The following is a 25,849-nucleotide window of genomic DNA, read 5'->3' on the forward strand; positions in this document are numbered from 1 at the left end:
GTCTAGTTCCCGGTCGAAAAGTAGCGGGCCGGTGAAGTGCCAAAGGCATTTTTGAACATATGGATAAAATTGCCCGGAGAGGCGTAGCCCAGTAATTCTGAAACCTCCGATACCGACATGCCTTGTGCCAGCTTATCCAGCCCGTGGGTCAGCCGGACCTGCCTCCGCCATTGGGCAAAATTTAGGCCGGTTTCTGCCACAAAAAGGCGACGCAGAGTGCGGGGCGAAAGCGCGCCGAATGCCGCCCAGGCTTCAAAAGTCCGCTCATCGCCGGGGTTCGCGAGCAGTGCAGAAGCCACTTTTTTCAGCCGATGATCTGTCGGCATTGGCAAATGCAGCGCCTCGTGCGGTGCGCGGCAAATCTCATCGTAAATAACGGCGGCCATACGCTGATGTTCCGGCTCGGGTTTTGCCTGCTTATCCCATTCGCAGGCGCGACGGGCGAGCGCGTGAAGCACCTCCGAAACGGCAATCACGCAGGGCTTTTCCGGCAACCCCGAGCAGCTTTCAGGCGTAATCAGCAGCGTCCAGCCTTTTACGGCTCCGCTGATGCTGACCTTGTGGATTACGCCCGGCGGCAGCCAGCTGGCGCGATGGGGAGGCAAAAACCAGGCTCCGTCAGCGGTGTGAACGTGCAGTAAACCAGACTCCACGCAAAAAACCTGGCCGCGCAGGTGCTGGTGCCAGGCCACTTCCCGCGTGCCGAGCAGATATTCACTTTCAGGGGCGACGCTGCCTTCAAGGGCAATCAGCGCCGGGCCGCTAAGCCATTCGCTGTAATCGGGGGCTGGTGGCTGAGGAGGATGTTTTATCATGGCCGGTTTTCACTATTTATCGTCCGTATAACGTTATCCTTGCGCGGTCGAGCCGTGCAACTCTTTTGTGGAACCAGAACAAACCACAGAGGAAACCTCATGAGTACTTCAGGCGTTGCAATTATTGGTGCGGGACTGGGCGGGCTGGCGCTGGCTCAGGGCCTGAAAAGCCATGGAATCAGCGCCACCGTTTACGAGGCAGATCCGGCGCCCGACAGCCGTATCCAGGGCTACCGGATTAGAATCGACGCCCAAGGGCAGCAGGCACTTGCCAGGGTGTTGCCTCCTGCGCTTTATCAACTCTTTCGACAAACGGCCTCGGTAGCCAGTACGGAAGGACGTTTTTTGGATAGAACCGGACAACAGGCTAATGGCCGTCAGCCTGAAGGCTGGCATCGGGCTGAACAAAACCCCGATCTTGCCCCAGATTTAAGCATTCATCGCCAGACCCTGCGGGAAATCCTGATGTGTGGCCTCGAGGGGGCTCTGCGCTACGGCCACGCTTTAGAGGGTTACCATCAGGAAAGTGAAGGCCGGGTAGGGCTAAGGTTTGCTCATACGGCTGACGCAAGCTGCCAGCTTCTGGTCGGCGCGGACGGTATCAATTCACGGGTCAGGACACAGCTTGCCCCTGATGCCGCGCCGGCGGATTCGGGCTATCTCTGCCTGTATGGCAAAAGCGCTTTAACGGTGGAGAAGGCGTTGTACGAAGGCACTAACGTGCTGTTTTGCGACGGATTCAGCGCCATTATTGATGAAATGCGCTTTCGGCAGGATTTTACAGCGCTCGCGGCAAAGGCGGGTTTTAACGGCAGTCTCACGCAGACCGAAGATTATCTTTACTGGGCGCTGATCGGCCCCGGTTCACGGTTAGCTGTTCCCTTAGACAGCTTGTCTCTTCCCCCGATGCTGCAAAAGCTTATACAACGGACTTTGCCAGAACATATTGCGACGCTGCCGGTCCGCTACGGCAATTCGAATATTGTCTGGCAGCCCGGAAACGTCACCCTGCTGGGCGATGCCGTCCACGCCATGAGTCCGGCCGGTGGCATAGGGGCTAATACTGCGTTGAGAGATGCCGCCGATCTTGCCACCGCGCTTCACGGCAAGGGCCTGTCCGGTTTAGCTGAATATGAACGCCTGATGCTTGCCAGAGGCAAAGCGGCCGTGGCAGATTCCGCCGTGGCGGCTGCAAAGCTTTCCGGCTAGATAAACTGCCGGTACTCATGGCACAAGAGCAGGTCCGGGGAGGTATCTTCGGTAAGGGTGCTGAAGCGCTCAAGCGGTTTTAAAAAGCGATTGTCGTGGTCGTCATCGTTGACCATCGACACTTCGCCGACCAGCACGTCGCCGTAGCCCGGCTCAGCCCAAAAGCTGTGGTACATCTCCGGCACCAGGCTGATGCTTTCTCCGGGCGATAAGCGCAGCTGGCTGCCCGCCGCGTGCGTCTGGCGGCAGCCGTCAATCACCACCGTGATGTCTGTTTCGTCAGGCTGTTCGAAGGGATCTGACTGCCACAGTTCGACAATCAAGTTCCCGCCGCCGCGGTTGATAATGTCCTCCTGTTTGCTCCAGTGAAAATGCATCGGCGTCATCTGGTTATCACGCACGTGCATGACCTTCTCTGCGTAGGATTTGGCGTAGGGCGCGCCTTCCGGCGAGCCATTGCGCAGGGTAAACAGCGTCAGGCCCATGGTCAGGAAGTCGCCGCCGCCGAAGTCGGTGATGTCCCACCCGAGTTTCAGATCGAATACCTCCTGCCAGCTGCGGGGGTTAACCTGCAGCCATTTTTGCGGCGAGAAGCTGGCGAACGGGGGCAGTTGCACCCCGTGGCGGGCAAAAAACTGCCGGGTTTCATTCAGGTACTGATTGACCTCGGAGCGTTTCATCTGGCCTTCCTTTGATGTGGACCCTCACCCTAACCCTGGAAGGGAGAGAGGACTAACCATTTTCGCCCTCTCCCCTTTGGGGAGAGGGCCGGGGTGAGGGGCAAATTACTTCACCGTCCACCCTTTGTAGCTGCCGATATTGCTCTTATCGATCATCGTCACCGGGATCAGCACCGGGCCTTTTGGCGCGGGTTTACCCTGCAAAATGTCATAGCCAATCTCAACCGCTTTCGCCGCCATCACCTGCGGATCCTGGGCCGGGGTCGCCACAAACAGCGAGCTGCCGCCGCGCTTCAGGGCTTCTTCACCGTCCGGGCTGCCGTCCACGCCGACAATAAAGAACTCGTTACGTTGAGCCTGTTTTGCCGCCAGATCGGCCCCGATCGCCGTCGGATCGTTGATCGCAAACACGCCGTCGATCTTCGGATTTGCCGCCAGCAGCGAGGTCATCACTTCCAGGCCACCTTCGCGGCTGCCCTTAGCATTCTGGTTAGACGAAAGGATCTTAATGTCCGGGTGTTTTTTGAATTCGGTTTCGCAGCCCTCAACGCGGTTCTGTACGGCGGAAACCGGCGGCCCGTTAATGATCACCACATTGCCTTTGTCTTTCAGGCGATCCGAAATGTATTTACAGGCCATTTGCCCGGCCTGAGTGTTATCGGAAGTGATCGTGGCATCGGCGCCGTCTGCCGCAACGTCCACCGCCACAACGACGATCCCGGCGTCTTTCGCGCGTTTTACCGCCGGGCCGATCCCTTTGGAATCCGCGGCGTTAAGAATGATCATGTCCACCTTCGCGGCAATGAAGTTGTCGATCTGCGCCACCTGCTGGCCGAGATCGTAGCCGCTGGAGACCAGCGTCACTTTCACGTTATCACCGGCGAGCTTGCGGGCTTCCAGCTCGGCACCTTTGGTGATCTGCACGAAGAACGGGTTGGCGAGGTCGCCCACCGTCACGCCGATCGACTTTAACTCTTTCGCCTGGGCAAACGGCGCGCCTGCGATCATTGCACCAGCCAGTAACGCAGTAACTATAGGTTTCAAACGCATGCTGTTTTCCTCACTCGTAGGGTAGGGTTTTGTTGTTATGCACTTTGATTGTGACGGGTACGGTATTTGTCGATCAGCACCGCTATGATGATCACCGCCCCTTTGATCACCAATTGCCAGAAATAGGAGACGCCCATCAGCGTCATGCCGTTGTTGAGCGTGGCGATAATCAGCGCCCCCACCAGCGTGCCGGTGATGGTGCCAATCCCGCCCACGAAGCTGGTTCCGCCGAGGATAACGGCGGCGATGGCGTCCAGCTCGTAGCCCACGCCGAGGTTACCGTTGGCGCTGTAGAGCCGTGACGCACTCATGATGCCGCCCAGGCCGGAAAGCAGCCCGCTCATGCCGTACACGAACAGCAGCACCATCCACACTTTGATGCCGGTCAGGCGTGCCGCCTGCATGTTGCCACCCACCGCATAAATATGAACGCCCAGCGTGGTGCGGCGCAGAATGAACCAGCACACCGCAATCACCAGCAGGGCGATAACCACCAGCCACGGCACCGGGCCAAGATAGGCGTTGCCAATCCACTCGAAATTAATGTTGGAGTTAATCACCGTCGTGCCGTCGGCCAGCAGATACGCCGCGCCGCGCAGCGCGGTATAGGTGCCGAGCGTGACGATAAACGGCGGTAGCTCGGCCCAGGCGACCAACATGCCGTTAAACAGCCCCAGCCCGGTGCCCATCAACAGCGCCGCCGGAATCGACAGGCCTTCCCAGCCAGGCATCAGCGACACCACCATCGCCGTGACGGCGGTGGTGCCGAGGATAGATCCGACGGACAGGTCGATGCCGCCGGTCAGAATGATGAAGGTCATCCCTGCCGCCAGCACGATGTTAATAGACGACTGGCGAGCGATATTGAGCAGGTTAGATTCGGTGAAGAAGTTAGGGGCGACAAAGCCAAAGACGGCAATGATGAGCACCAGAATCGGCAAAATACCGACGGTTTGCATCAAATCGCCGAACAGGGCTTTTTTGAGCGAGGCGGATTTTGCCACCGGTTGCGTGCCTGAGTTAGTCATGGTGCACCTCTTTCTTATGGGCCTCGGTCACGCCGGTAGCCAGGGTCATAATATTTTCTTGTGTAATGTCGTGGCGCAGCAGCTCGCCGGCAATGCTGCCTTCGCGCATGACGTACACACGGTCGCTCATCCCCACCACTTCGGGCAGCTCGCTCGAAATCATTAAAATGGCCACGCCCTGGCGGGCCAGCTGGTTCATGATGCGGTAAATTTCGCTTTTAGCCCCCACATCCACGCCGCGCGTTGGCTCGTCGAGGATCAGGATGCGTGGGCCAATGGCAACCCAGCGGGAAATCAGCAGTTTTTGCTGGTTGCCCCCGGAAAGACCCCCGGCACGAACCTGCGCGTGAGGGACGCGAATATTCAGCAGGCTGATGGCGTCGTCTGAAATGGTCTGGGCTTTTTTGCGGTCGAGCATGCCGAAGTGGGCGTCACGCTCAAGCGTGGCCATGGTGATGTTGTCCTGCGCGGCCAGCTCAAGGAACAGCCCCTGCTCTTTGCGGTTTTCGGTCAGGAAGCCAATGCCGTGCTGAATCGCCTCGCGGGGGGAATGCAGCGTCACAGGCTGGCCGTCGATCTCAATCGATCCGCCCGCGGGTTTGCGCACGCCGAAGATCAACTGCGCCAGCTCTGAACGTCCCGCGCCAACCAGCCCGGCCAGGCCGACTATTTCCCCGGAGCGAACGTGCAGGCTGACGGGCTGCACTTTGCCGTTGTCCGTCAGGTGATGAACATTCAGGCGAGGGCTGCCCAGCGGGATATCACGCTCTTTGTTAAACAGGTCGCTAAGGGGCCGACCCACCATCATTTTCACCAGCTCGCTGGCGTTCAGGTTTTCGCGCGTCAGGCTGCCGACATACTGGCCGTCGCGCAGCACGCTGACCCGGTCAGACAGCTCATAAATCTCTGCCATGCGGTGGCTGATGTAGATAATCGCCATGCCTTCATCGCGCAAGCGGAAAATCAGCTCAAACAGGCGATGCGTTTCGCGAGAGGAGAGGGCGGCGGTGGGTTCATCCATCACCAGAATACGGCTGTTGCGCTGGAGCGCGCGGGCAATCTCAACCTGCTGCTGCTCGGCAATGGTGAGCTTCATCACGAGGTCGGTGGCTTTGAACTGCGCGCCGAGGCGGTCAATCACCGCCTGCGCCTGCTGTACCATCTCTTTGCGCTGCACGAGGCCGCCGCGCGCTAGTTCGCTGCCGAGGAAAATGTTTTCCGCCACGGTGAGATTTGGCGCGAGCTGCATCTCCTGGTAGATCAGCGTGATGCCCGCGTTGAGGGCATCTTTGGGGCCTTTGATGGCGTAGGGCTCACCGTCAATAAGCACTTCGCCGCTGGTGGCGATGTAAGCCCCGGCAAGGATCTTCATCAGGGTACTTTTGCCAGCGCCGTTCTCGCCCATTAGTGCATGGATTTCACCGGGAAAGACCGTTAAATCGACGCCTTTAAGCGCATAAAATTTGCCAAACGACTTGGCAATATTGCGCATTTCCAGAATGGGGACTCTGTTCATGGTGCGGCGCCTGTGGTGGTTATTTATGAGGCCAGTCAACCACGCGCCGGTAAATGCAAAATGTCAGCGGCCGTTCATATTTGTCATAGAGTTGAATAGTTAACCTGGATCACATTCCCGGTGTGGAAATATTTATCAAAATTCGTGCAATGCTTAACTGGAGTGAATATGTGGCCCTCACCCCGGTTCTCTCCCTGAAAGGGAGAGGGGGAAAGACGATGTGCAATGCTTTGGCCTCAGTCCGTATTTGGGGAGAGGTTACCCCCTTTTTCCCAGTGCCACTTGGGAAGAGGTTACCCCCTTTTTTCCCTCTCCCCTCTGGGGAGAGGGTCAGGGTGAGGGGAAAAAAACAACCACGGAGCCCCTATGACCCAGCCTCGTCCGTCCTTCTTCGCCAGCGCCCGTGGCCGCCTGCTGTTTTTCAACCTGCTGGTAGTGGCGGTCACGCTGATGGTTTGCGGCGTGGCGGTGCTCGGCTTTCAACACGCCAGCCGCCTCCAGGAACAGGTGCAGGGGCAAACGCTGCTCGACATGTCCGGCAGCATGGAGCTGGCGCGCGACACCTCCAACGTGGCGACGGCGGCGGTCAGGCTTTCTCAGGTCGTCGGCGCGCTGGAATATCAGAGCGAAGCGGAAAGCCTGAAACAGACCCAGCTTTCGCTGCAAAACTCGCTTTCTCATCTGGCTACCGCGCCGCTGGCCCGGCGTGAACCGCAGCTGGTCGGCCGGATCATCGCCCGCAGCAACGAGCTGGAAAGCAGCGTCACCAACATGCTGGTGATGGGGCACCGCCGCCACTTGCAGCGCAACCTGCTGCTAAGCGCCCTGTACCAGAACCAGAGCTATCTTGAGCACCTGCAGGAGGTTAACGCGCGCGAAGGGCTGAACGTGCCGGATGCCGCGCTGCTGAAAGAGATGGATCGCCTGATGCTGGTGGCGATTCAGTCTTCCTCGCCGAGGCCGGCGGTACGCCAGCTGAGCGAAGTGATGCGGCTTCTGCCCGAACGAGCGCCGTCGCCGCTGGCGGACAGTATTTTGCAGCAGTTCAGAAGCGGCCTTCAGCAGCTGCCACCGCTCTCCGCCCAGCTTGAGGAGAGTGACCTGGGCATCGCCTGGCACATGTATCACATCAAAGCGCTGGTGGCTTTTCTGAATCAGGACATCAACCTGTACGTGCAAAAAGTCGGGGAAGAATCCCGGCAGCGCAGCCAGCAAAGCCACCGGGATTTGCAGTCCATTATCGCCTTTATCGGCCTGTTCGCCCTGCTGGCGCTGGTGATCACTGGCTTCGCCGGGCTGTATATCTACCGCAACCTCGGCTCTAACTTAACGGCCATTTCCCAGGCGATGACGCGGCTGGCGAAGGGTGAAAAAGAGGTCAGCGTGCCCGCGCAGCAGCGGCGCGATGAGCTGGGTGAACTGGCCAGGGCGTTTAACGTCTTTGCCCGCAATACGGCGTCGCTGGAGCACACTTCACGCCTGCTGAAAGAGAAAAGTACCCTGCTGGAAACCACCTTCCACGCCATGCGCGATGGCTTTGCGCTGTTCGACAGCGACGGTTTCCTGGTGGTGTGGAACCAGCAGTACCCGCTGCTGCTGGGGCTGGATCCGCAGCGCCTGCAGCGCGGCCAGCACTATCTTGGGCTGCTCAAACAGGTCACGCCGCTTCAGGAACACATGCTCGGCAATCTCTCCCGACCTCTGCCAAAGCCGCAGGAACTGAGGCTGGCGGACGGGCGCACCATCGAGCTGCGCTTTAGCCCGGTGCCGGGGCGGGGCATGGTGAACGTGGTGCTGGAGCGCAGCGAGCGCAAGGCGCTGGAGGAGGCGCTGGTGCACAGTCAAAAAATGAAGGCGGTGGGGCAGCTCACCGGCGGCCTGGCGCACGACTTCAACAACCTGCTGGCGGTGATCATCGGCAGCCTGGAGCTGACCGCGACAGACTCACCGGACGCCGTGCGCATTCAGCGCGCGCTGAAGGCCGCCGAACGTGGCGCGCAGCTTACCCAGCGGCTGCTTGCCTTTTCCCGTAAGCAATCGCTGCACCCGCGTGCGGTGGCGATGAAAAGCCTGCTGGAAAACCTCGACCCGCTGATGCGCCACTCTTTGCCCGCCCACCTCACGCTTGCTGTTGAAGCCCAGCAGCCCGCCTGGCCCGCGTGGATCGACGTCAACCAGTTGGAGAACGCGATCATCAACCTGGTGATGAACGCCAGGGATGCGATGGAAGGTCGCAGCGGGGAAATTAAGATCCGCACCTGGAACCAGCGCGTGGTGCGTGGCGAAGGGCACAAACAGGATATGGTGGTGATTGAAGTGGCCGACACTGGCCACGGCATGACGGACGAAGTGAAAGCGCAGGTGTTTGAGCCGTTCTTTACCACCAAACAGACCGGGAGCGGCAGCGGGCTGGGGCTGTCGATGGTTTATGGCTTTGTGCGCCAGTCCGGCGGACGAGTGCAGATTGAAAGCGAACCCGGCAAAGGGACTCGGGTCATACTGCAACTGCCTCGTGCGTCTGCGGAGGTGCAGCCGGAAGCCTTGCCGCTGGCCGGTGAACAGGCTGATATCGCCGACCAGCTTGTGCTGGTGCTTGAAGACGAGCCGGACGTGCGCCAGACCCTGTGCGAACAGCTGCACGAGCTGGGTTACCTGACGCTGGAAGCCAGCGACAGCCAGCAGGCGCTGGAGTTAATGGCTGAGGTACCGGACATCGGCCTCGTGATCAGCGACCTGATGCTGCCCGGCGAGCTAAGCGGCGCGGATGTGCTGCAGCAGGCTCGCCGCCACCATCCTCACCTGGATTTGCTGCTGATCAGCGGGCAGGACCTTCGCCGCAGCGAACAGCACCTGCCCGACGTGGAGCTGCTGCGTAAGCCGTTTACCCGAGCGCAGCTTGCTGAGGCGCTACGTAAAGCGCGGGCAGGAAACAGGCGCGGGCAAGCGTAGCCGCACCCTGAGCGCCATTGAAGGCCGAGGAAGACGCGTCGATAAAGCGCACGGCATCATGCGGCAAAGGACGGCGCAGATAGCGTTTCGTCTGTGCCACCAGCGCCTCGCGCGGAAAATCGACCATATCCATCACTCCGCCGCCGAGGATCACTGCATCCGGGTCGAACAGGTTGATGCTGGTGGCGATGGCGCGCGCCGCGTGGTCGAGCAGGGCAGCGACAAACGGTGCCTGGGCGGCAAAGGTAAACAGCTCGCCAATTTCATACGTTTTCGGGCTGGCGTCGTACCAGCGTTTCAGGGCTATCCCCGAGCACACCGTCTCCAGACAGCCAGCATTGCCGCAGCCGCAGGTCAGGTGCATATCGCCCTGCGGAATATGGCCCAGTTCCCCGGCAACGCCGTGGGCGCCGGTCCAGGGGGCGCCGTTCAGCCAGACGGCAAAGCCCAAGCCGGTGCCGAGATAAGCCCCCAGTACCTGCTGATGCTGCAGGCCGTTTTGCGCGACATCGAAAGAGAGCTGCAGGTTTACATCCCGAGAAAACTCGACCGGGCAGCCGAGAGCATCCTCCAGCTTACCTGCCAGCTCGTTCAGTTCCAGCGCGGAAAGCGGCAAATTTGGGGTGGAGATGATCGTCCGCTTGTCTTTGCCCACCAGCGCCGGGAACCCCATCACCATGCCGCGGCAGCGGGCGTGAAGGCTGCCTAGCCGCTCGTTCAGCAGATGGGCTATCCCGCAGACCACGCCCCCTGCGATAATGTCTGCCGTGCGCTGTTTTTCACAATGCAGCACCGTGCCGGACTCGTCCTGCAAACACAGGCGGATATGGGTGGCGCCCATATCCACTCCGGCCACTACGTTAAGCGGTTTTGGCATGGGGCATAACCTCGTCTTTGGCCGCCAGGATCTGCTCGCTCATCACCTGCCAGGCCTCGTCGATATCCCGGGCGTGGTTAAACAGCCCGGAAGTGCCGACGATAAACACATCTGCCCCGGCGGCCATGAGTCGTTCATAGGTTGCCGCGTTGCAGGAACCGTCAATTTCAATCTCGTAGCTCAGCCCTTCGCGCTCGCGCCAGGCTTTCAGCTCGGCCACTTTGTCCAGCATTTCCGGGATAAACGGCTGGCCGGCAAACCCTGGGTCAACGGTCATCACCGTCACCTTGTCTGCCTTATGAATGTAGTACTTCATCGCCTCAACCGGCGTTTCCGGGTTCAAAATCAGGCCAACTTTCATGCCGTGGCGGCGAATCTCTTCGATGAGGCGGAAGGCCTGGCCGTTAATGGTTTCCGGGTGCAGGGTGATAATGTCCGCTCCGGCCTCCGCCAGTGGGACGATGTAATCCTGCGGACGGGTGACCATTAAGTGGCAGTCCAGCGGCTTACTGGCAAGCTTCCTGACCTGGCCGACGAAGAACGGGGACAGCGTCAGGTTCGGCACAAAGTGACCGTCCATAATGTCGATATGGAAGTAGTCCGCGTGCAGGTCGATAAACGCAATCTGTTCCTGGAATTTTGCCAGATCCATGCACATCAACGAGGGGGAAATTTTCATTACAAGCTCCTGTAAATCTATGGATTTCTGACAGCGGGTGCGGCCAACGCATCTGCCGTTCTTATTTACTGATTAACCGATCCAGGGCCACCGCAGCGATGATAAGCCCGCCCATCACCACCAGTTGGTAATAGGTTTGTACCTGGAGAATATTGAGCCCGTTGTTGATGGTGCCGATGATCAGGCCGCCAATCACCACCGAGAAAATCCGGCCCTTGCCGCCGAAGAAGCTGGTGCCGCCGATGATGGCGCTGGCGATGGCGTAGGTTTCAAACCCCATGCCTGCCAGCGGCTCTGCCGCACCAAGACGCGCGGTTGAGACCACGCCCGCCAGCCCGGCGCAGATGCCGGAGATGATGAACACCACCAGCATGTGGAACTTCACGTCGATGCCGGAGTAGAACGCCGAGTTCTTATTGCCGCCGAGGGCGTAAATATTGCGGCCCAGGCGCGTGCGGGTGGTCAGGAACCACAGTATCCCGGCGACAATCAGCGAGAAGATCACCGGCACCGGAATGCCGAGCGGCGTGGCGGCGAAGAAATTCACGAAATCGAACGAGAAGCCGTACACCGAGTTGGCATCAGAGATAACCAGCGTGATGCCGCGGAAAATGGCGTTGGTGCCGAGGGTGATGATGAACGGATGCAGCCCCGTCCAGTTCACCAGGCAACCGTTAATCGCCCCCAGCAGCCCGCCGACAATCACGCCGCCAATCAGTGCCGCAAGGAACGGATCGACGCCCGCCAGCATCAGTTTGGCAGTGACCATGCCGGAAAGTGCCAGAATCGCGCCCACCGACAGATCGATCCCCGCCACCAGAATGGCGAAGAACTCCCCCATCCCGATAAGCACCGTCACCGAGCTTTGCACAAAGATGGCGCTGATGTTGCTGGCCGTCAGGAAGTACTCAGCGGAGAGCGTGCCGAAGATGGCGACGATAATCGCGAGGATGAAGAAGGTGCCGTATTTGTCCCAAAACTGGGCGAAATTGAACGGTTTTTTCTCGCTTTCTTCGCGTTTCATTCTTGTGGTAATGCCCATGCCATAATCTCCTCTTCGCTGATATCGTCGCGATTGTTCAGGATTTGCGTCAGTCGCCCTTCGCAGAACACGGCAATGCGGTCGCAGACGGCGATAATTTCGGGAAGCTCAGACGACACCATCAGGATGACTTTTCCGTCATCCGCCAGCTGGCGCATCACTTTGTAGATTTCGGCCTTCGCGCCGACGTCGATGCCGCGCGTAGGCTCATCGAAAATGATCACTTCCGGTTTACAGCACAGCCACTTAGAAATCAGCACCTTCTGCTGGTTGCCGCCGGAAAGCTCGGTAATGTTCTGGTCGACGCTGTGGCACTTCAGCGCCAGCAGCTGGCGCTGGGCTTCGGCGGTCTGGCGCTCCTCGGCTTCGTTAAACAGGCCCATCGCGCCTTTGTAACCGCCGCGCTTGAGGCTCTGGCTGACGGCCATGTTCTGCGCGATGGAGAAGTTGGCGAAAAAGCCGTTATCGCGGCGGCTTTCGGTGATGTAGCCCATGCCTTTTTTCAGCGCGTCCATCGGTGAGCTCGGCGAGATATTTTTGCCGTTAAGCAGAATTTCCCCGGACGAACGTTTGTCCACGCCAAACAGACAGTCCATCAGCTCGGTACGCCCGGAGCCGACGAGGCCGGAGAAGCCCAGGATCTCGCCCCGATTCACGCTGAACGAAATATCTTTCACTTTTTTGCGGTCGCGGCTGCTGACGTTCTTCACTTCAAACACCACGTCAGGCTCCACGTTCCCGGCGCTCTCTTTCATCGCGCTAAAGCGGTTTTGCAGCTCGCGGCCAACCATCAGGCGCACAATGTCATCGTTGGAGACGTCGCTGACCAGGCCGCTGCAGACGCTGCTGCCGTCTTTCATTACCGTGTAGCGGTCGCAGATGCGGCGGATTTCGGCGAGTTTATGGGAGATGTACACCATCGCCGTGCCTTCTTTCCGCAGCTGGTTCATGATGAGAAAAAGATAATCGACTTCTTTATTGGTTAAAGAAGAGGTCGGCTCATCCATAATAATGACTTTGGCGTCCAGCATTAATGTTTTGGCAATTTCTAACATTTGCTTGTGACTGATGGATAAATTACCCACCTTTTCATCGAGATCCACTTTTAAGCCGACACGTAAAAGCATCATCGCGGCGCGAATGCGCATCTCTTTCCAGTCAACAATATTAATCCCGAAGATTTTTTTGGTGGTATGACGGCCAATATAAAGATTTTCTAAAACTGTTAATTCATCAATGACGCTGAGTTCTTGATAAATAATCCCAATGCCGAGCTGTGCCGCTAATTTATGATCAAGTTTTTCATAATTAACGTCATTAATCGTAATGGTGCCTTTGGTCGGTTCGTGAATACCCGACAGGACTTTCATCAGGGTTGATTTACCTGCACCGTTTTCCCCGAGCAGCGCGTGAATTTCGCCGGGAAATATTGTTAAATCAACCGATTTTAATGCGTGAACCGGACCAAAGGATTTGCCGATCCCCGCCATTGCAATGTATGGCGTGACCATGACGAGCCTCAATCATTTTTAGCGAAGGTTTCCCCTCACCCTAACCCTCTCCCCACAGGGGAGAGGGGACGGTACCGAGCTGATGTTGGTTTTCTCTCTCATCCCGAAAGGGAGAGTGAATAACTGCTGCCACTGCTTTTCTTTTAGTACTCTTTTCGCCCCTTTGCCCGCGGGGGAGAGCTACCCCTTTTTTCACTTTCTCCCTATGGGAGAGGGCCACTCAGTCTTTCTCCCTCTCCCCTTTGGGGAGAGGGCTGGGGTGAGGGGATAAAGCCACTCAAACCTTAACTATTTCGTCACCAGCACCGAATCCACCAGGCTAAACTGCGGGGCCTTATCCAGCGCAATCACCTTGCCCGTTTTCGCCGCATCTACCAGTAGCTTCAGGCCTGTCGCGCCGATATCCGCCGGGTTCTGCGCCACGGTGGCGGTCATCTGCCCGTCAGCCACCATCTTGCGGGCTTCCGGGATACCGTCGGTGCCGACCACCAGAATTTTCCCGGTCTTCCCGGCGTTAGCCACCGCCTGAGCGGCACCCATCGCCATGGTGTCGTTCGCGCAGTAGAAGGCTTTCAGGTTCGGGTTACGCTGCAGCACGTTGGTGGCTACATCGAGCGCCTTGATGCGGTCCCAGTCGGCGGGCTGGCTGGCAACCAGTTTGATCTGGCTGGCTTTCTTAAAGGCATCGCTGGCGCCTACGCGGCGGGCTTCGCCGGAGGCGTTACCTGCTTTGCCCTCGATGATGGCGACGTCGCCGCCTGCGGCACCGAGCTTATCGATGATGAAGCCTGCGCCCTTCGCGCCGACCGCCACGTTATCGGTGGTGACAAAGGCTTCGACGTTGCCGCCGGCTTTTTTCAGGTTATCCATATCGATTTTTTCATCGAGGTTGACCAGGTAAATGCCTTTTTTCCAGGCATTCGCGACCGGCACCACGAGGTTGACCGAGGAGAGCGGCGCAAAAGCGATGCCTTTGTATTTCTTATTGGTTAAATCTTCAAAAAGCTGTAATTGCGACTGGAAATCCCCCTCCGAAGGTGAAGCAAAAATATCTACGCTAACGCCCAGCGTTTTGGCTTCATCTTCAATACCTTTTTTCATATCCACCCAATAAGGGTTGGATAATGTTTTTAATACCACCGCATAATCGGCAGCCGCAAAAGCGCTGGTGGATAACATCAGGCCCATAGCAGCGCCGCTGAATATTTTCAGATATTTATTCATAATAATATTCTCAGTGTAGGGTACAGTCAGATCCCGCTGAGGCGGGATCTCTTTTTTACTTCAGCGCCCCTGGGGAAAAGAAATCCACAATTGCGCCAGTTTTTTGCATATTTAATGTTGCCTGTTCAATATTTTGCTGTGCGACTGAAACAAAAAATGCATCGAGTAACGTTAATTGTAATATACGCGCCGAGGCGTTACGGCCCAATAAAGGTGTCTCCGGTGCGGGCGAACAAATAATAAAGTCAGCCAGTCGGGCAATCGGCGAATGATAGCTATGAGTAATACAAATTATTTTTGCGCCGTTCTTTTTCGCCAGCTCCACCGCCGCTTTTAAATCACCGGTTCGCCCCGAATGGGATACCACCAGCACCACATCACCTTCTTTTAGCAGCGAGGCCGACATCATCATGATGTGGGCATCCTGGTAAGCCTGGCAGCGCACGCCAATGCGCAAAAACTTATGCTGAATGTCGTTACAAATGGCGTTTGAGCCCCCCACGCCGTACAAATCCCGCTGTTTTGCCTTCGCGAAGTAGCGCGCCGCGCGGTGGATTTCGTCCACGTTGACGATCGACTGCCCTTCCATAATGGTGCGCAGGGTGATGTTAAACACCTTGTTGACCACATCCTGCGGCGCTTCGTCGAAGGCAAGTTCGGTCGGCAATACCTGCTCTGACTCGGAAAAGTAGGTGACCAGCGCGCTGCGCAGGTTACGGAAGCCGCTGAACCCCAGCAGCTTCGAGACTTTAACGATCATCGCTTCCGACACCGCAAGGGCTTCGGCAACGTCTTTAATGGCCGGGGCATCGCTCAGATTACCGGGCTTCAACAACCAGTCGACGATGCGGCTTTCGTTGTCCGTCATCCCCTCCTGCTTCATGCGCAGCCAGGGGGCAAGGCCGATGCCGAACGGCGGCTGTGAATCAATATCTGACTGACTCATCCTGTTCTCTCGTGTCCGTAGAGTGAAGACGCCACTATAACACCACAGCATGTGCAGAAAATATGCTGCATACTTCACAAAAATAATTAATTCATAAAGTTTTACTTTTTGTGAAGTTAGGTGAGTGCGTAAATTTATTTATTTTCATGAAAAATAATGAATTAGTTTAATTTTTCTCGTTAGTGGAAGTCGTTTTATGACGCCAGAGTGACAAGTTGATGCATTGTGTTGTGAAGAGAATCGGTGTAGAAAAGGCCACGAACCCGGCGGTTTTGCCGATTAATTGGGCAGTGAGCCGGTCTTAAATCACGAAAGCTGTCGGGTTCGTAAAGTAACGGCAACGGTGAGGATAAAATGAAAAAAATTGCATTTGGCTGTGACCACGTAGGCTTCCTGCTGAAGGCGGAGATTGTGGCGCATCTTCAGGAGAAAGGTATTGAGGTGCTGGATAAGGGGACCTGGTCCGGTGAGCGCACCGATTACCCGCTCTACGCCAGCGCGGTGGCAGAAGCCGTGGTGAATGGCGAAGTCGAGGGCGGCATTTTAATTTGCGGCACCGGCGTGGGGATCTCGATCACCGCCAATAAATTTCCCGGTATCCGGGCGGTGGTCTGCAGCGAACCTTATTCCGCGCTGCTTTCCCGCCAGCACAACAATACCAACGTGCTGGCTTTCGGCTCCCGCGTGGTGGGGCTGGATTTAGCTAAAATGATCGTCGATGCATGGCTAAGCGGGGAGTTTGAAGGCGGGCGGCATCAGGCGCGAGTCGAGGCCATTGGCGCGCTGGAATCGCCGAGAATTTGAGATTCCTCCGCTACTGCATATGAGGCCGCCTGATTACGCTGAGGCCAGTCCATCCTGGAGACTGACCGATGAAATCTTATGCCGCCGCGCTGCTGCTCGGCACGCTGTACCTGGCCTCGCCGTTCGCGCAGGCCGACGTGATTGATGACGCGATTGGCAATATCCAGCAGGCGTTTAGCGATGCCTACAAGCCGGGCAGCGACCGCGTTTATCATGATGACAGTGATGATTCGGCAGATCAGCGTCGGCTCAGCCGCCAGGACGAAGCCCGCTATCGCCAGCTGGAGGACAGACGCCGCAGCCTTGATGAACGGCAGAATCAGCTCGACCGCGAGCGCCAGCAGTTGGATGACGAAGAGGGCCGCCTGCAGGACGACGACGATCGCTAGTCCAGCACGATTTCCATGCCGTCAAAACCGGCTTCAAACCCTTCAGGCAATACGTTGTGCATCAGCCATGCATCAAACTGGTGGCTGATGTGGGTCAGCACGACTCGCGGGCTGCCAATCTGCTCGTTCAGGGCGATCACCGTGGTTAGGTCGCAATGATTTTTCGGCGTGTCAGGCCGGGGTTCGCGGCTGCAATCTATCACCACTACTTCCGGGCGGTTGGCGGCCAGAAACTTCAGGGTTTTATCCGGCAGCCCCGCCGTATCGCTCAGCCAGGCAAGACGGCTGTAGGCAGTTTCAAACAGATAGCCAAACGTCAGCTTTGAGTGCAGCAGCGGCAGCGGAGTGACGCGCAGCGCCTGCAGAGTGAAGGCGACAAACGGCTCGACGGTATGGCTAAAGTCCAGCAGGCCGGGGTGCTTGAACAGATCGTCGCAGCCTTGCTCATCCGGCGGGCCGTAAACCGGGATTTTCTCGCCCACGCCCCAGCGCAACGGGAACAGCCCCTGGACATGATCCATATGGTAATGGGTGAGCAAAAACTGCTGAAAATCTCCCGGCTGCCAGCTGTCCATCAAGTCGGGCAGCCCCGCGTCTATCAGCGTAATCGCATCGTTATACTTGAGTACCGCGCTGCACGGGCGGCGGCGGTGGGCCGGATTGGCTCTGGCTCGTGAACAGGCGGCGCAGCGGCAGCCCCAGGCCGGGACAAGCTGCGCCCCGCCGGTGCCGCTAAGCGTTAGCGTCAGCGTCATCAGGTGTCTCCACCGGTTTGGTAAAGCGGATATGGGTGGCGCGGTAGCCTTCACGCTCGTAAAAACGATGGGCGTCTTTGCGGCTGGTGCTGGTCGAAAGTTCCGTCAGCTCCGCATCGGCTTTGCGTGCTTTTGCTTCTGCCCAGGCAAGCAGCTGTTTGCCTACGCCGTGGCCGCGGGCTTCTTCCAGCACCACCAGCTCCTGGATCTCGCCGATGCGGCGGGCGTGATGCAGATGGTATTGCAGGTGCAGGCTGATCATCCCCACGGCTTTATTCCCCAGCCACGCCAGCTGATAAAAGATATTCGGATCGCGCAGGTTCTCCGTGAAGCAGGCGTTAAAGCCTGGGCGGTCGGCCTGAGCCTGTTTCAGCTCGCAAATCATGCGGTAAACGGTGTCGCTGTCTTCGATAGCGGCGGCTTTCAATTTAACAACATCAGACATGGCGGGGCTCCTTGCGGTGAAGAGGGATAACGTTCGAGCGGTGCTGGGCTAACAGTCGCATAAACAATGCGGCAGACTGTAGCAGACTCCCGTCGTTGTTGAGTATCAGGCAATCGCCTCCCTCTGGCGAATAAAGCGCGGCCCGCTGCAGCCGCTGCTCGATTTGCTCTGCGTTTTCCCGCCCGCGCTGTTCCAGCCGCTGGCGCAGCACGTCCGACGAAACCTGCAGGCAGATGGGCACCAGCCCATCGCCATAGCGTTCCCGCGCCTGTTTCAGGTGCTGGCGCGAGCCGTTCACCACCACGTCAAATCCGGCTTCGAGCCATATATCCATTTCCACGCCGACCCCGTAGGAGTGCTCATGCGCCTGCCAGCTCAGAGCAAACAGCCCCAGCTGCTGGCGCTGCTCAAACTCGTTTGCGCTTAGCGCAATGTGGTTCTCGCAGCCTGCGTCGGCGGCGCGGGTAATGTACCGGTGCGCCACCAGCAGCCTGGCGTGCTCCTGCTGGCGCAGGGCGCTCAGCAGGCTGTCTTTGCCGGAGCCGGACGGGCCCATCAGCCAGATTAGTTTACTCATCAGAACACCCGAATTCCCTGGCGCCAGACGTGATCGACATGGATATGGTCGCCGTGCATGTGCGCCAGCACCAGATCCGCTCGTTTCCCTTCCGCCAGCGTTCCCCGGTCGGCCAGGTTCAGCGCCCGTGCCGGGTTGCGAGTCACCAGGTGAATCGCCTGCGCCAGCGTGAAGCTGTTGCTGTCGTCGTGCGCCACGCGGAAGGCCGCATCCAGCAGGCTTGCGGGGTAGTAATCCGAGGAAAGGATATCCAGCAGCCCGGCCTGAGCAAGATGGCTGGCCGCCACGTTGCCGGAGTGAGAGCCGCCGCGCACGATGTTTGGCGCGCCCATCAGCACGCTCATGCCGTGGCGACGAGAGGCTTCGGCGGCTTCTTCCGTGGTCGGGAATTCGGCGATCACGCTGCCGATTTCGTGGGACTCCACCACGTGGGCGGTCGTCGCATCGTCATGGCTGGCGAGGGCGATATTGCGGTCGCGGCAGCGGGCGGCGATGGCCTGGCGGTTTGGCTGCGACCAGCGGGCCGCCAGCGTCAGCTGTTCTTCTTCAAAGCGATCCATCTGCTCGTTGGTGAGATGGTATTTGCCCTGATAGTAGTCGCGGTATTTGGACAGCTCTGCGTACTGGCGCTGGCCCGGCGAGTGGTCCATCAGCGAAACGAGGGAAACCAGTTCGCGGTCAACCAGCTTGTCGAACAGCGGCAGCGTGGTGTGGTGCGGCAGTTCGCAGCGCAGATGCAGGCGATGTTCGGCGCGGTTGAGGCCGCGCTTTTGCGTATCCTCCACGGCGTTGATCATTTTTTCGAGGTTTTCCAGGCGGTCGCCACCGTCGCGCACGTCGCCGATGGCAACGGCGTCCAGCACGGTGGTGATGCCGCTCGCCACCATCAGCGCGTCGTGGCTGCTCATGGCGGAGTGCGCCGGCCAGTCAACCTTTGGCCGTGGGGTAAAGAATTTATCCAGGTTGTCGGTGTGCAGTTCAATCAGCCCCGGCAGCAGCCAGCCGCCGCCGCCGTCGTGCGCGCCCGGCAGCTGGCTTTGGGTCTCGGCAAAGTTGCGAATCACACCGTCGGCCACTTCCAGTGAGCCACTGACCACTTCTTCTTCCAGCACCAGGCGAACATTATTGATAATCATGTTGGGGCTCCATCGCGGACATCGTATGCAGGCGGTCGGCCACCTGTTCACGTACAGCTTCATCGTGGAAGATGCCGACAATGGCCGCTCCACGCGCTTTTGCTTCCTGAATCAAAGCCACCACGGCGGCGCTGTTTTTGGCGTCCAGCGAGGCGGTAGGCTCATCAAGCAGTAAAATGGGGTAATCAACAATAAAGCCGCGGGCGATGTTCACGCGCTGCTGCTCGCCGCCGGAGAAGGTCGACGGGGCAAGGTGCCACAGGCGCTCAGGTACATTGAGCCGGGTCAGCAGGCTGGCGGCTTTTCCCTCGCACTCTTCGCGCGACACGCCCAAATCCAGCAGCGGCTGCATGACGACTTCGAGCGCCGAAATACGCGGGATAACGCGCAGAAACTGGCTCACCCAGCCGATGGTCTGGCGACGTACCGCCAGCACTTCGCGCGCCGGGGCCTGCACGATGTCGATCCATTCGTCGTTGTGCTTAACCCAGATGTGTCCTTCATCCGGCAAATAGTTGGCGTAGAGCGAGCGCAGCAGGGTGGATTTCCCGCTGCCAGAGTGGCCGTGCAGCACCACGCATTCACCGCCTTTGACTTCCAGCGAGGCGTTGGCCAGCACCGGCAGGCGAATGCCGTGCTGATGGTGCAGGACAAAGGTTTTGCTCAGGTTTTCAACCCGTATTCTGGTCATAGCGAGTACCTAATTCTGAAGGACGGAGGACACCAAAAGCTGGGTATACGGGTGATGCGGGTCGTCCAGCACGCGGTCGGTCAGCCCACTTTCCACCACTTTGCCCTGTTTCATCACCAGCAGGCGGTCGGCCAGCAGGCGAGCCACGCCCAGATCGTGGGTGACTATCACCACGGCCAGGTTCAGCTCCACTACCAAACCACGCAGCAGGTCGAGCAGGCGCGCCTGCACGGACACATCCAGCCCGCCGGTCGGTTCATCCATAAAGACCAGCTTCGGATGGGTGACCAGGTTGCGGGCGATCTGCAGGCGCTGCTGCATCCCGCCGGAAAACGTGGTCGGCAGGTCGTCGATACGGGCCGACGGAATCTCAACTTCTTCCAGCCAACGCTGGGCGGTGGCGCGAATGTCACCGTAGTGGCGCGCCCCGGTGGCCATCAGCCGTTCGCCGATGTTGCCCCCGGCGGAAACGTGGCGGCGCAGGCCGTCCATCGGATGCTGGTGAACCACGCCCCATTCAGTGCGCAGCAGGCGGCGGCGTTCGCCTTCCGACATGTCATTCAGCGAACGGTCGAGGTAAATCACTTCCCCTTCCTGCGGCGCAAGGCGGGCAGAAATGGCTTTCAGCAGCGTCGTTTTGCCGGAGCCGGACTCGCCCACAATGCCCAGCACTTCTCCGGGCCAGAGGTCAAACGACACGTCCATAAAGCCTTTACCGGGCGCATAGAGGTGGGTGAGGTTATTCACCGAAAGTAACGGGCTGGTCATGACTGAGAGGCCTCACTGTTCTGGCGGCAGTAGTCGGTATCGGAGCAGACGAACATGCGGTTGCCCGCGTCGTCGAGCACCACTTCATCAAGGTAGCTGTGGCGTGACCCACAAATCGCGCACGGCTCTTCCCATTCCTGCACCTGGAAGGGATGGTCGTCGAAGTCGAGGCTCTCTACGCGGGTAAACGGCGGCACGGCGTAAATGCGTTTTTCGCGTCCGGCACCGAACAGCTGCAGCGCAGGGGACATGTGCATTTTCGGGTTATCGAATTTCGGGATCGGCGACGGGTCCATCACGTAGCGATCGTTCACCTTCACCGGGTAGGCGTAGGTGGTAGAGATATGGCCGAAGCGGGCGATATCTTCGTACAGTTTCACCTGCATCACGCCGTACTCTTCCAATGCGTGCATGGTGCGGGTTTCCGTTTCGCGTGGTTCGATAAAGCGCAGCGGTTCAGGGATCGGCACCTGATAAATCAGGATCTGATCTTCTACCAGCGGCGTTTCCGGGATGCGGTGGCGGGTCTGCACCAGCGTCGCGTCTTCGGTGCGTTCGGTGGTGTTCACGCCGGTCACCCGCTTGAAGAAGTTGCGGATTGAGACGGCGTTGGTGGTGTCGTCCGCGCCCTGGTCAATCACTTTCAGCACGTCAGACTCGCCAATCAGGCTGGCAGTCAACTGAATGCCGCCGGTGCCCCAGCCATAAGGCATTGGCATTTCGCGGCCGCCAAACGGCACCTGGTAACCTGGAATCGCCACCGCTTTTAGCATTGCGCGGCGGATCATGCGTTTAGTTTGTTCGTCCAGATAGGCAAAGTTATAGCCGCTCAGGTTAGCCATTGGCTCGCTCCTTTATCAGGCGGTTAAGCAGCTCCAGTTCGGCCTGGAAATCCACGTAATGAGGCAGTTTGAGGTGGGACACAAAGCCTGCCGCTTCCACGTTATCCGCGTGGGATAACACGAACTCTTCGTCCTGCGCGGGGCCGGCGACGTTTTCGTCGTAGTCCGGGGCCTGTAGCGCACGGTCAACCAGCGCCATCGCCATGGTTTTGCGCTCGCTCATGCCAAACGCCAGGCCATAGCCGCGGGTGAAGTGCGGCGGTTCGTCTGCCGGGGCAACAAAGCCGTTCACCATTTCGCATTCGGTCATCAGCAGTTCGCCGATGTTCACCGCAAAACCTAGCTCTTCCGGCACAATTTCGATGTCTACGTAGCCGCTGCGGATCTCGGCGGCAAACGGGTGGTTGCGCCCGTAGCCGCGCTGGGTGGAATAGGCGAGCGCCAGCAGGTAGCCTTCGTCGCCGCGCACCAGTTGTTGCAGACGCGAAGAGCGTGAGCACGGGTAGACCGGCGGGTTGCGGGTGATGTCGTCCGGCTGTGCGCCATCGTCTTCTTCGACTTTGGCCAGACCCTGTTTCGCCAGCATGCTGAACACATGCGGGGCTGGAGCGCTTTGCTCGTCGGCCTGTCCGGCGTCAGGGACTTCACCGTTAGCCAGCAGCGTGAAGTCCAGCAGGCGGTGCGTGTAGTCGTAGGTTGGGCCCAGCAGCTGGCCGCCAGGGACGTCTTTATAAACGGCGGAGATACGGCGCTCGAGGCGCATTTCGGCGGTGTTCAGCGGCTCGCTGACGGCAAGACGAGGCAGCGTGGTGCGGTAAGCACGCAGCAGGAAAATCGCCTCGATCATGTCGCCGCTGGCTTGCTTGATGGCCAGCGCGGCGAGTTCCCGGTCGGCGATGCCGCCTTCCGTCATCACGCGGTCCACGGCCAGGCCAAGCTGCTGCTCAATCTGCGCGACGCTAAGCTCTTTTAGCGTTTCATCGCCGCGTCGGTTGCGCTCCTGTAGGGCGTGGGCGGCGGAGATTGCCTTCTCGCCCCCTTTGACGGCAACGTACATCAGCACACCTCCACGTGGGTGGTCCGTGGGATAGCCAGCAGGCGATCGCCACAGGTCAAGATCAGGTCAATGCCCAGCGGGAAGGGGTGCGGGCGTTCGGTCAGTTCGTGCAGAACGCATTCCGGCAGCTGTGGGGCAATCATGCGCTCTTCGTTGATGCCCGCGCCGGTCAGGCGAAGCATGCGCCCACCGCTCAGGCTGGACACCTGTAGAATCAGCGTCGCGCTGGTATCGGGGGCGATGTCGCAGCCCTGAGCCAGCAGGTTCAACTGTTCGGAAGAGATAGCGTCGCTGGCCACGGCGAACTGCGCGTGGTCAGGCTGTTCGCACAGCGGCGCATTGGTATGAAAACGAATGTTCTGCGCGGCAATATCGTTGCCCAATGTGGCGTCGATCCACACCGGCGTGTCGTTATCGGCCAGCGTCAGCAGCACGCTGGTGGTCGCCACATTCAGCGGCAGCCAGCCCTGCTGCAGCGAAGTCAGCGCGACAATCACGCCCGGCTCGCTCATCGCTTTGAGCAGGCGACGAAAACTCTGCTGGGCATCCTGCACCGGAAGGGTAAAAGCGGTCATTAAAGTCATGCGTTGTCTCCGCGTACCAGCGTGAAGAAGTCCACGCGGCTGCTGTTAACTTCTGCACGGCGAGCGGCAAGGCGTTGTTCACGGTTGGCCGCCAACGGTGCAATTAGGGTCTCTTGTAGCGTTTGAAAATGCGTGGCTTCCTGCATCAGGGCGTCGATCACCGCGCAACATTCGGCGTGCTGTTTGTCGCGGCCAAGCAGGTAGCTGTAGCCGTAGGTGCCGCTCGCCAGCTTGACCACCGAGCGGGTCAGCGTGGCGTCGCCGGTGAAAAAACGTTGGCCGGTGCCGCCCATGCGTGCCTGCACCTGAACCAGGCCGATTTCCGGTGCGCGAATAAGCGTGTAGTCCGCCTGAATATTCAGGCTGCGCCAGCGCTCAAGAAGCTCCTGCGGCTGGCTGTGTGACAGCACCGCCATCCACTCGCGGCGCTGTTCATTGTTGAAATGGCTGGTGTCCATTTAGTGCTCCATGGTGAATTCAATCATGTCGGCGCGGGTCAGGCTGACGGAGTATTCCGTCGCTTTGGCCTCGCCTTCACGGTGGTTAAGGGTGCGAACACAGAGCAGCGGCGCCATGTTGGGAATTTCCAGCAGGCGGCTCTCTTTGGCCTGGGAACGACGGGCGCTGATGCGGGTTTGGGCGCGGGTCAGGGCAATACCTAACTCGGCCTGAAGGAAATCGTGCAGCGATCCGTGGCTGAAGGTTTGCAGCGCGGGCCACCAGGCCTGCTCGGCGAAGTAGTGGTCGATGATGCACACCGCGATACCGTTCACCCGGCGCAGGGTGCGCAGGTGAATAACGTTGTCCCCTTCGGCCAGCCCCAGCGCATCCGCCACGTCCTGAGAGGCCGGGCGAATTACCGCCAGCAGGCGTTCGCTGGTGGGATGGCTGCCCTGATCCAGCAGGTTCTGGCTAAAGCGCGCCTGGGCGTTCAGCGGGTAGTCAAACGGGCGCATCAGCACCAGGACGCCGACGCCCTGGCGGCGCTGAACCCAGCCTTTATTAACCAGCTCGTCAATGGCGCGGCGCAGCGTGTGGCGGTTGACTTCGTAGTAGGCGGCCAGCTGAGTTTCGGCAGGCAGATAGTCGCCACAGCGGTAGTTGTTGCGCAGCTCCTGCTCGAGCCGGGCGGCTATCTCCTGATAGCGCGTGGGGTAACTGGTCGGATGTCTGGACAAGTGCATAGCAGTCAAAGCCTCTCAAATCAGATAAAGCGAATGCGCACGCACGGCGGCTGGGCTGTGCATAGGTTTTGCTTGATGAGGTGAAGAGTCGTTTGCATCACGGGCCTCCTTCAAAAGTTGCCTCATGGTGCCGGGGGAAAGTGACGGTTTTGTTAATGATTGGTTTCTGTACGATGAAGAGTTGAAGTTTGCGGCCAGAAGACAGCCCTGTTTTTCGTGGAATCAGGGAGTTGCCTTGTTAAAGCGAAAAAAACCGGTAGATGGCGGGGAAAGGTTAAGTCAAAGCGATCGTCAGCAAACAATGTTTACGCACGCTTGCAATTGATCTTCTAATATATTCTATATCCTGGTGATGGTTCTCTTTAAATATATTGTCTTATTCCTGAAATAATATGCTTAGACTCGGAATGATTAATTTACCGGTTATACCGATTGCGCGCTGGCATGCTGGCTCTTTTTGTCAGGAATAAATTCTTTAAAAAGGAATAATGAAATGGCATCAAAAAAATGAATATATAAGCTGCTTTGATTTTCTTGAATTTTTAACCATTGGTAAAAATAAAGGGCCCGGATTAGCGGACCCAAAAAGAATAAAAGAATATGCCTCTTTATCTTTCGACGTTGACCATCCACGGAATGCCGAAATTATCCGTCAGTGAGCCATAGCCTTTTGCCCAAAAAGTTTCGCTCCAGGGCATGGTGACGGTGCCGCCAGCAGAGAGGGCGTCAAACCAGCGTTTACCCTCTGCCGGATCCTGGCTGGCAAGGCAGAGTGAAAAGCCGCTGTGCTGTGGTTTTTCCCCGCTCATGCTGGCGTCGGTCATCATCAAATCGTTACCGGCTACCCGCAAATTTGCGTGCATAACGCTGTCGTCAGAATAGACGCCCGCGCCGCTACAGCCCTCGGCATTGGTTGCTTCTTTGGGCATTTCACCGAAGGTAATTTTGAACGTCAGTTCGGCGCCCAAAGCCTGTTGGTAAAAGGCGATGGCCTCCGCGCAGCGACCGTTTAATGAGATGTAGGGTCCTAAAGGCATAACCGAATCCTCTGTAAGGAGAGTGCAGAAGAAGTGTAGGTTGTGCGGGGCAGG

27 protein-coding genes are annotated in these 25,849 nt (G+C 58.4%); 4 read left to right on the plus strand and 23 right to left on the minus strand.

What is annotated here, in order from left to right; all coding sequences use genetic code 11:
• Positions 1 to 2 precede the first annotated feature (2 nt).
• The gene (locus tag WFK85_RS18405; RefSeq protein WP_008455760.1) at positions 3 to 815 is read right to left on the minus strand and encodes an AraC family transcriptional regulator; all 813 of its coding nucleotides are present in this window, start codon (positions 813 to 815) and stop codon (positions 3 to 5) included.
• 99 nt (positions 816 to 914) lie between these two features.
• Here WFK85_RS18405 and WFK85_RS18410 point away from each other — a divergent pair, with 99 nt between their 5' ends.
• Positions 915 to 2,024: an FAD-dependent monooxygenase gene (locus WFK85_RS18410; RefSeq protein WP_166993116.1), complete on the plus strand. Its 1,110-nt coding sequence runs from the start codon at positions 915 to 917 to the stop codon at positions 2,022 to 2,024.
• On the opposite strand, the gene WFK85_RS18415 is transcribed toward WFK85_RS18410, so the two are convergent.
• The 4 genes from WFK85_RS18415 to WFK85_RS18430 all read right to left on the minus strand — a co-directional run bounded on the left by WFK85_RS18415 (position 2,021) and on the right by WFK85_RS18430 (position 6,298).
• Positions 2,021 to 2,704, minus strand: a complete 684-nt coding sequence (locus WFK85_RS18415; protein ID WP_166993120.1) for a D-lyxose/D-mannose isomerase — start codon at positions 2,702 to 2,704, stop codon at positions 2,021 to 2,023. The two genes, WFK85_RS18410 and WFK85_RS18415, sit on opposite strands and share 4 nt — an antisense overlap.
• A 105-nt stretch (positions 2,705 to 2,809) precedes the next feature.
• Entirely contained in the window at positions 2,810 to 3,754 is a 945-nt protein-coding gene (locus WFK85_RS18420; protein ID WP_008455755.1) for an ABC transporter substrate-binding protein, read from the minus strand.
• Positions 3,755 to 3,789: 35 nt separating this feature from the next.
• Positions 3,790 to 4,782, minus strand: coding sequence for an ABC transporter permease subunit (locus tag WFK85_RS18425; protein WP_166993123.1), 993 nt, complete (start codon positions 4,780 to 4,782; stop codon positions 3,790 to 3,792).
• The gene (locus WFK85_RS18430) at positions 4,775 to 6,298 is read right to left on the minus strand and encodes an ATP-binding cassette domain-containing protein (protein ID WP_166993126.1); all 1,524 of its coding nucleotides are present in this window, start codon (positions 6,296 to 6,298) and stop codon (positions 4,775 to 4,777) included. Before WFK85_RS18430 ends, WFK85_RS18425 begins: the two co-directional genes overlap by 8 nt.
• Before the next feature lie 366 nt (positions 6,299 to 6,664).
• Between WFK85_RS18430 and WFK85_RS18435 the strand changes: the two genes are divergently transcribed.
• A complete protein-coding gene (locus WFK85_RS18435) occupies positions 6,665 to 9,247 on the plus strand; it encodes an ATP-binding protein (protein ID WP_336709042.1) in 2,583 nt (860 codons plus the stop codon).
• Here WFK85_RS18435 and alsK read toward each other — a convergent pair.
• The 6 genes from alsK to WFK85_RS18465 all read right to left on the minus strand — a co-directional run bounded on the left by alsK (position 9,180) and on the right by WFK85_RS18465 (position 15,526).
• Positions 9,180 to 10,124, minus strand: a complete 945-nt coding sequence (gene alsK / locus WFK85_RS18440; RefSeq protein ID WP_336709041.1) for an allose kinase — start codon at positions 10,122 to 10,124, stop codon at positions 9,180 to 9,182. The genes WFK85_RS18435 and alsK overlap by 68 nt on opposite strands.
• Complete coding sequence (gene alsE / locus WFK85_RS18445) at positions 10,108 to 10,803, minus strand: D-allulose 6-phosphate 3-epimerase (protein ID WP_008455746.1); 696 nt, start codon at positions 10,801 to 10,803, stop codon at positions 10,108 to 10,110. The genes alsK and alsE overlap by 17 nt, the downstream gene beginning before the upstream one ends.
• Before the next feature lie 61 nt (positions 10,804 to 10,864).
• Positions 10,865 to 11,845 carry a D-allose ABC transporter permease gene (gene alsC / locus WFK85_RS18450; RefSeq protein WP_038476559.1) on the minus strand — a complete coding sequence of 327 codons (981 nt, stop codon included), beginning with the start codon at positions 11,843 to 11,845 and terminating at the stop codon, positions 10,865 to 10,867.
• Positions 11,824 to 13,356 (minus strand): D-allose ABC transporter ATP-binding protein AlsA, encoded by a 1,533-nt coding sequence (gene alsA / locus WFK85_RS18455; RefSeq protein WP_336709040.1) that lies wholly within the window; start codon positions 13,354 to 13,356, stop codon positions 11,824 to 11,826. The genes alsC and alsA overlap by 22 nt, the downstream gene beginning before the upstream one ends.
• A 288-nt stretch (positions 13,357 to 13,644) precedes the next feature.
• On the minus strand, positions 13,645 to 14,580 hold the full coding sequence (alsB, locus tag WFK85_RS18460; protein ID WP_008455741.1) for a D-allose transporter substrate-binding protein: 936 nt from the start codon (positions 14,578 to 14,580) through the stop codon (positions 13,645 to 13,647).
• 55 nt (positions 14,581 to 14,635) lie between these two features.
• Positions 14,636 to 15,526 (minus strand): MurR/RpiR family transcriptional regulator, encoded by an 891-nt coding sequence (locus WFK85_RS18465; protein ID WP_008455739.1) that lies wholly within the window; start codon positions 15,524 to 15,526, stop codon positions 14,636 to 14,638.
• A 354-nt stretch (positions 15,527 to 15,880) separates the two neighbouring features.
• Between WFK85_RS18465 and rpiB the strand changes: the two genes are divergently transcribed.
• Both rpiB and yjdP read left to right on the plus strand, forming a co-directional pair.
• On the plus strand, positions 15,881 to 16,330 hold the full coding sequence (rpiB, locus tag WFK85_RS18470; RefSeq protein ID WP_166877505.1) for a bifunctional allose-6-phosphate isomerase/ribose-5-phosphate isomerase RpiB: 450 nt from the start codon (positions 15,881 to 15,883) through the stop codon (positions 16,328 to 16,330).
• A gap of 68 nt (positions 16,331 to 16,398) precedes the next feature.
• The gene (yjdP, locus tag WFK85_RS18475) at positions 16,399 to 16,719 is read left to right on the plus strand and encodes a DDRRRQL repeat protein YjdP (RefSeq protein ID WP_008455735.1); all 321 of its coding nucleotides are present in this window, start codon (positions 16,399 to 16,401) and stop codon (positions 16,717 to 16,719) included.
• On the opposite strand, the gene phnP is transcribed toward yjdP, so the two are convergent.
• The 12 genes from phnP to yjdN form a co-directional block, all read right to left on the minus strand.
• A complete protein-coding gene (phnP, locus tag WFK85_RS18480; protein WP_336709039.1) occupies positions 16,716 to 17,474 on the minus strand; it encodes a phosphonate metabolism protein PhnP in 759 nt (252 codons plus the stop codon). The genes yjdP and phnP overlap by 4 nt on opposite strands.
• Positions 17,452 to 17,919 carry an aminoalkylphosphonate N-acetyltransferase gene (phnO, locus tag WFK85_RS18485; RefSeq protein ID WP_166993141.1) on the minus strand — a complete coding sequence of 156 codons (468 nt, stop codon included), beginning with the start codon at positions 17,917 to 17,919 and terminating at the stop codon, positions 17,452 to 17,454. The genes phnP and phnO overlap by 23 nt, the downstream gene beginning before the upstream one ends.
• Complete coding sequence (phnN, locus tag WFK85_RS18490; RefSeq protein WP_237717570.1) at positions 17,912 to 18,499, minus strand: ribose 1,5-bisphosphokinase; 588 nt, start codon at positions 18,497 to 18,499, stop codon at positions 17,912 to 17,914. Before phnN ends, phnO begins: the two co-directional genes overlap by 8 nt.
• On the minus strand, positions 18,496 to 19,632 hold the full coding sequence (gene phnM, locus WFK85_RS18495; RefSeq protein ID WP_008455728.1) for an alpha-D-ribose 1-methylphosphonate 5-triphosphate diphosphatase: 1,137 nt from the start codon (positions 19,630 to 19,632) through the stop codon (positions 18,496 to 18,498). Before phnM ends, phnN begins: the two co-directional genes overlap by 4 nt.
• Positions 19,619 to 20,323: a phosphonate C-P lyase system protein PhnL gene (phnL, locus tag WFK85_RS18500; RefSeq protein WP_336709038.1), complete on the minus strand. Its 705-nt coding sequence runs from the start codon at positions 20,321 to 20,323 to the stop codon at positions 19,619 to 19,621. Before phnL ends, phnM begins: the two co-directional genes overlap by 14 nt.
• Positions 20,324 to 20,332: 9 nt before the next feature.
• Positions 20,333 to 21,091 carry a phosphonate C-P lyase system protein PhnK gene (gene phnK, locus WFK85_RS18505; protein ID WP_336709037.1) on the minus strand — a complete coding sequence of 253 codons (759 nt, stop codon included), beginning with the start codon at positions 21,089 to 21,091 and terminating at the stop codon, positions 20,333 to 20,335.
• Positions 21,088 to 21,933 (minus strand): alpha-D-ribose 1-methylphosphonate 5-phosphate C-P-lyase PhnJ, encoded by an 846-nt coding sequence (locus WFK85_RS18510; protein ID WP_008455722.1) that lies wholly within the window; start codon positions 21,931 to 21,933, stop codon positions 21,088 to 21,090. Before WFK85_RS18510 ends, phnK begins: the two co-directional genes overlap by 4 nt.
• The gene (locus WFK85_RS18515) at positions 21,926 to 22,990 is read right to left on the minus strand and encodes a carbon-phosphorus lyase complex subunit PhnI (RefSeq protein WP_008455720.1); all 1,065 of its coding nucleotides are present in this window, start codon (positions 22,988 to 22,990) and stop codon (positions 21,926 to 21,928) included. Before WFK85_RS18515 ends, WFK85_RS18510 begins: the two co-directional genes overlap by 8 nt.
• The gene (gene phnH, locus WFK85_RS18520) at positions 22,990 to 23,574 is read right to left on the minus strand and encodes a phosphonate C-P lyase system protein PhnH (protein ID WP_008455719.1); all 585 of its coding nucleotides are present in this window, start codon (positions 23,572 to 23,574) and stop codon (positions 22,990 to 22,992) included. Before phnH ends, WFK85_RS18515 begins: the two co-directional genes overlap by 1 nt.
• Positions 23,571 to 24,032: a phosphonate C-P lyase system protein PhnG gene (gene phnG, locus WFK85_RS18525; RefSeq protein ID WP_336709036.1), complete on the minus strand. Its 462-nt coding sequence runs from the start codon at positions 24,030 to 24,032 to the stop codon at positions 23,571 to 23,573. Before phnG ends, phnH begins: the two co-directional genes overlap by 4 nt.
• Positions 24,033 to 24,758 carry a phosphonate metabolism transcriptional regulator PhnF gene (gene phnF, locus WFK85_RS18530; protein ID WP_008455715.1) on the minus strand — a complete coding sequence of 242 codons (726 nt, stop codon included), beginning with the start codon at positions 24,756 to 24,758 and terminating at the stop codon, positions 24,033 to 24,035.
• 608 nt (positions 24,759 to 25,366) lie between these two features.
• Positions 25,367 to 25,795 (minus strand): VOC family metalloprotein YjdN, encoded by a 429-nt coding sequence (yjdN, locus tag WFK85_RS18535; RefSeq protein WP_336709035.1) that lies wholly within the window; start codon positions 25,793 to 25,795, stop codon positions 25,367 to 25,369.
• Positions 25,796 to 25,849: the final 54 nt, after the last annotated feature.

It is taken from the genome of Cedecea sp. VD22 (assembly GCF_037150195.1).
Taxonomy (GTDB): Bacteria; Pseudomonadota; Gammaproteobacteria; order Enterobacterales; family Enterobacteriaceae; genus Cedecea.

Coding starts and splice junctions, on each gene's coding strand:
- yjdN (WP_336709035.1), bottom strand. CDS start 25,795: ATGCCTTTAGGACCCTACATCTCATTAAACGGTCGCTGCGCGGAGGCC.
- alsC (WP_038476559.1), bottom strand. CDS start 11,845: ATGGGCATTACCACAAGAATGAAACGCGAAGAAAGCGAGAAAAAACCG.
- phnO (WP_166993141.1), bottom strand. CDS start 17,919: ATGTCTGATGTTGTTAAATTGAAAGCCGCCGCTATCGAAGACAGCGAC.
- WFK85_RS18430 (WP_166993126.1), bottom strand. CDS start 6,298: ATGAACAGAGTCCCCATTCTGGAAATGCGCAATATTGCCAAGTCGTTT.
- alsE (WP_008455746.1), bottom strand. CDS start 10,803: ATGAAAATTTCCCCCTCGTTGATGTGCATGGATCTGGCAAAATTCCAG.
- WFK85_RS18410 (WP_166993116.1), top strand. CDS start 915: ATGAGTACTTCAGGCGTTGCAATTATTGGTGCGGGACTGGGCGGGCTG.
- WFK85_RS18405 (WP_008455760.1), bottom strand. CDS start 815: ATGATAAAACATCCTCCTCAGCCACCAGCCCCCGATTACAGCGAATGG.
- phnP (WP_336709039.1), bottom strand. CDS start 17,474: ATGACGCTGACGCTAACGCTTAGCGGCACCGGCGGGGCGCAGCTTGTC.
- alsB (WP_008455741.1), bottom strand. CDS start 14,580: ATGAATAAATATCTGAAAATATTCAGCGGCGCTGCTATGGGCCTGATG.
- WFK85_RS18510 (WP_008455722.1), bottom strand. CDS start 21,933: ATGGCTAACCTGAGCGGCTATAACTTTGCCTATCTGGACGAACAAACT.
- phnL (WP_336709038.1), bottom strand. CDS start 20,323: ATGACCAGAATACGGGTTGAAAACCTGAGCAAAACCTTTGTCCTGCAC.
- alsK (WP_336709041.1), bottom strand. CDS start 10,124: ATGCCAAAACCGCTTAACGTAGTGGCCGGAGTGGATATGGGCGCCACC.
- WFK85_RS18435 (WP_336709042.1), top strand. CDS start 6,665: ATGACCCAGCCTCGTCCGTCCTTCTTCGCCAGCGCCCGTGGCCGCCTG.
- phnM (WP_008455728.1), bottom strand. CDS start 19,632: ATGATTATCAATAATGTTCGCCTGGTGCTGGAAGAAGAAGTGGTCAGT.
- phnG (WP_336709036.1), bottom strand. CDS start 24,032: ATGGACACCAGCCATTTCAACAATGAACAGCGCCGCGAGTGGATGGCG.
- phnK (WP_336709037.1), bottom strand. CDS start 21,091: ATGACCAGCCCGTTACTTTCGGTGAATAACCTCACCCACCTCTATGCG.
- WFK85_RS18415 (WP_166993120.1), bottom strand. CDS start 2,704: ATGAAACGCTCCGAGGTCAATCAGTACCTGAATGAAACCCGGCAGTTT.
- phnF (WP_008455715.1), bottom strand. CDS start 24,758: ATGCACTTGTCCAGACATCCGACCAGTTACCCCACGCGCTATCAGGAG.
- WFK85_RS18465 (WP_008455739.1), bottom strand. CDS start 15,526: ATGAGTCAGTCAGATATTGATTCACAGCCGCCGTTCGGCATCGGCCTT.
- WFK85_RS18515 (WP_008455720.1), bottom strand. CDS start 22,990: ATGTACGTTGCCGTCAAAGGGGGCGAGAAGGCAATCTCCGCCGCCCAC.
- phnH (WP_008455719.1), bottom strand. CDS start 23,574: ATGACTTTAATGACCGCTTTTACCCTTCCGGTGCAGGATGCCCAGCAG.
- WFK85_RS18420 (WP_008455755.1), bottom strand. CDS start 3,754: ATGCGTTTGAAACCTATAGTTACTGCGTTACTGGCTGGTGCAATGATC.
- alsA (WP_336709040.1), bottom strand. CDS start 13,356: ATGGTCACGCCATACATTGCAATGGCGGGGATCGGCAAATCCTTTGGT.
- rpiB (WP_166877505.1), top strand. CDS start 15,881: ATGAAAAAAATTGCATTTGGCTGTGACCACGTAGGCTTCCTGCTGAAG.
- yjdP (WP_008455735.1), top strand. CDS start 16,399: ATGAAATCTTATGCCGCCGCGCTGCTGCTCGGCACGCTGTACCTGGCC.
- WFK85_RS18425 (WP_166993123.1), bottom strand. CDS start 4,782: ATGACTAACTCAGGCACGCAACCGGTGGCAAAATCCGCCTCGCTCAAA.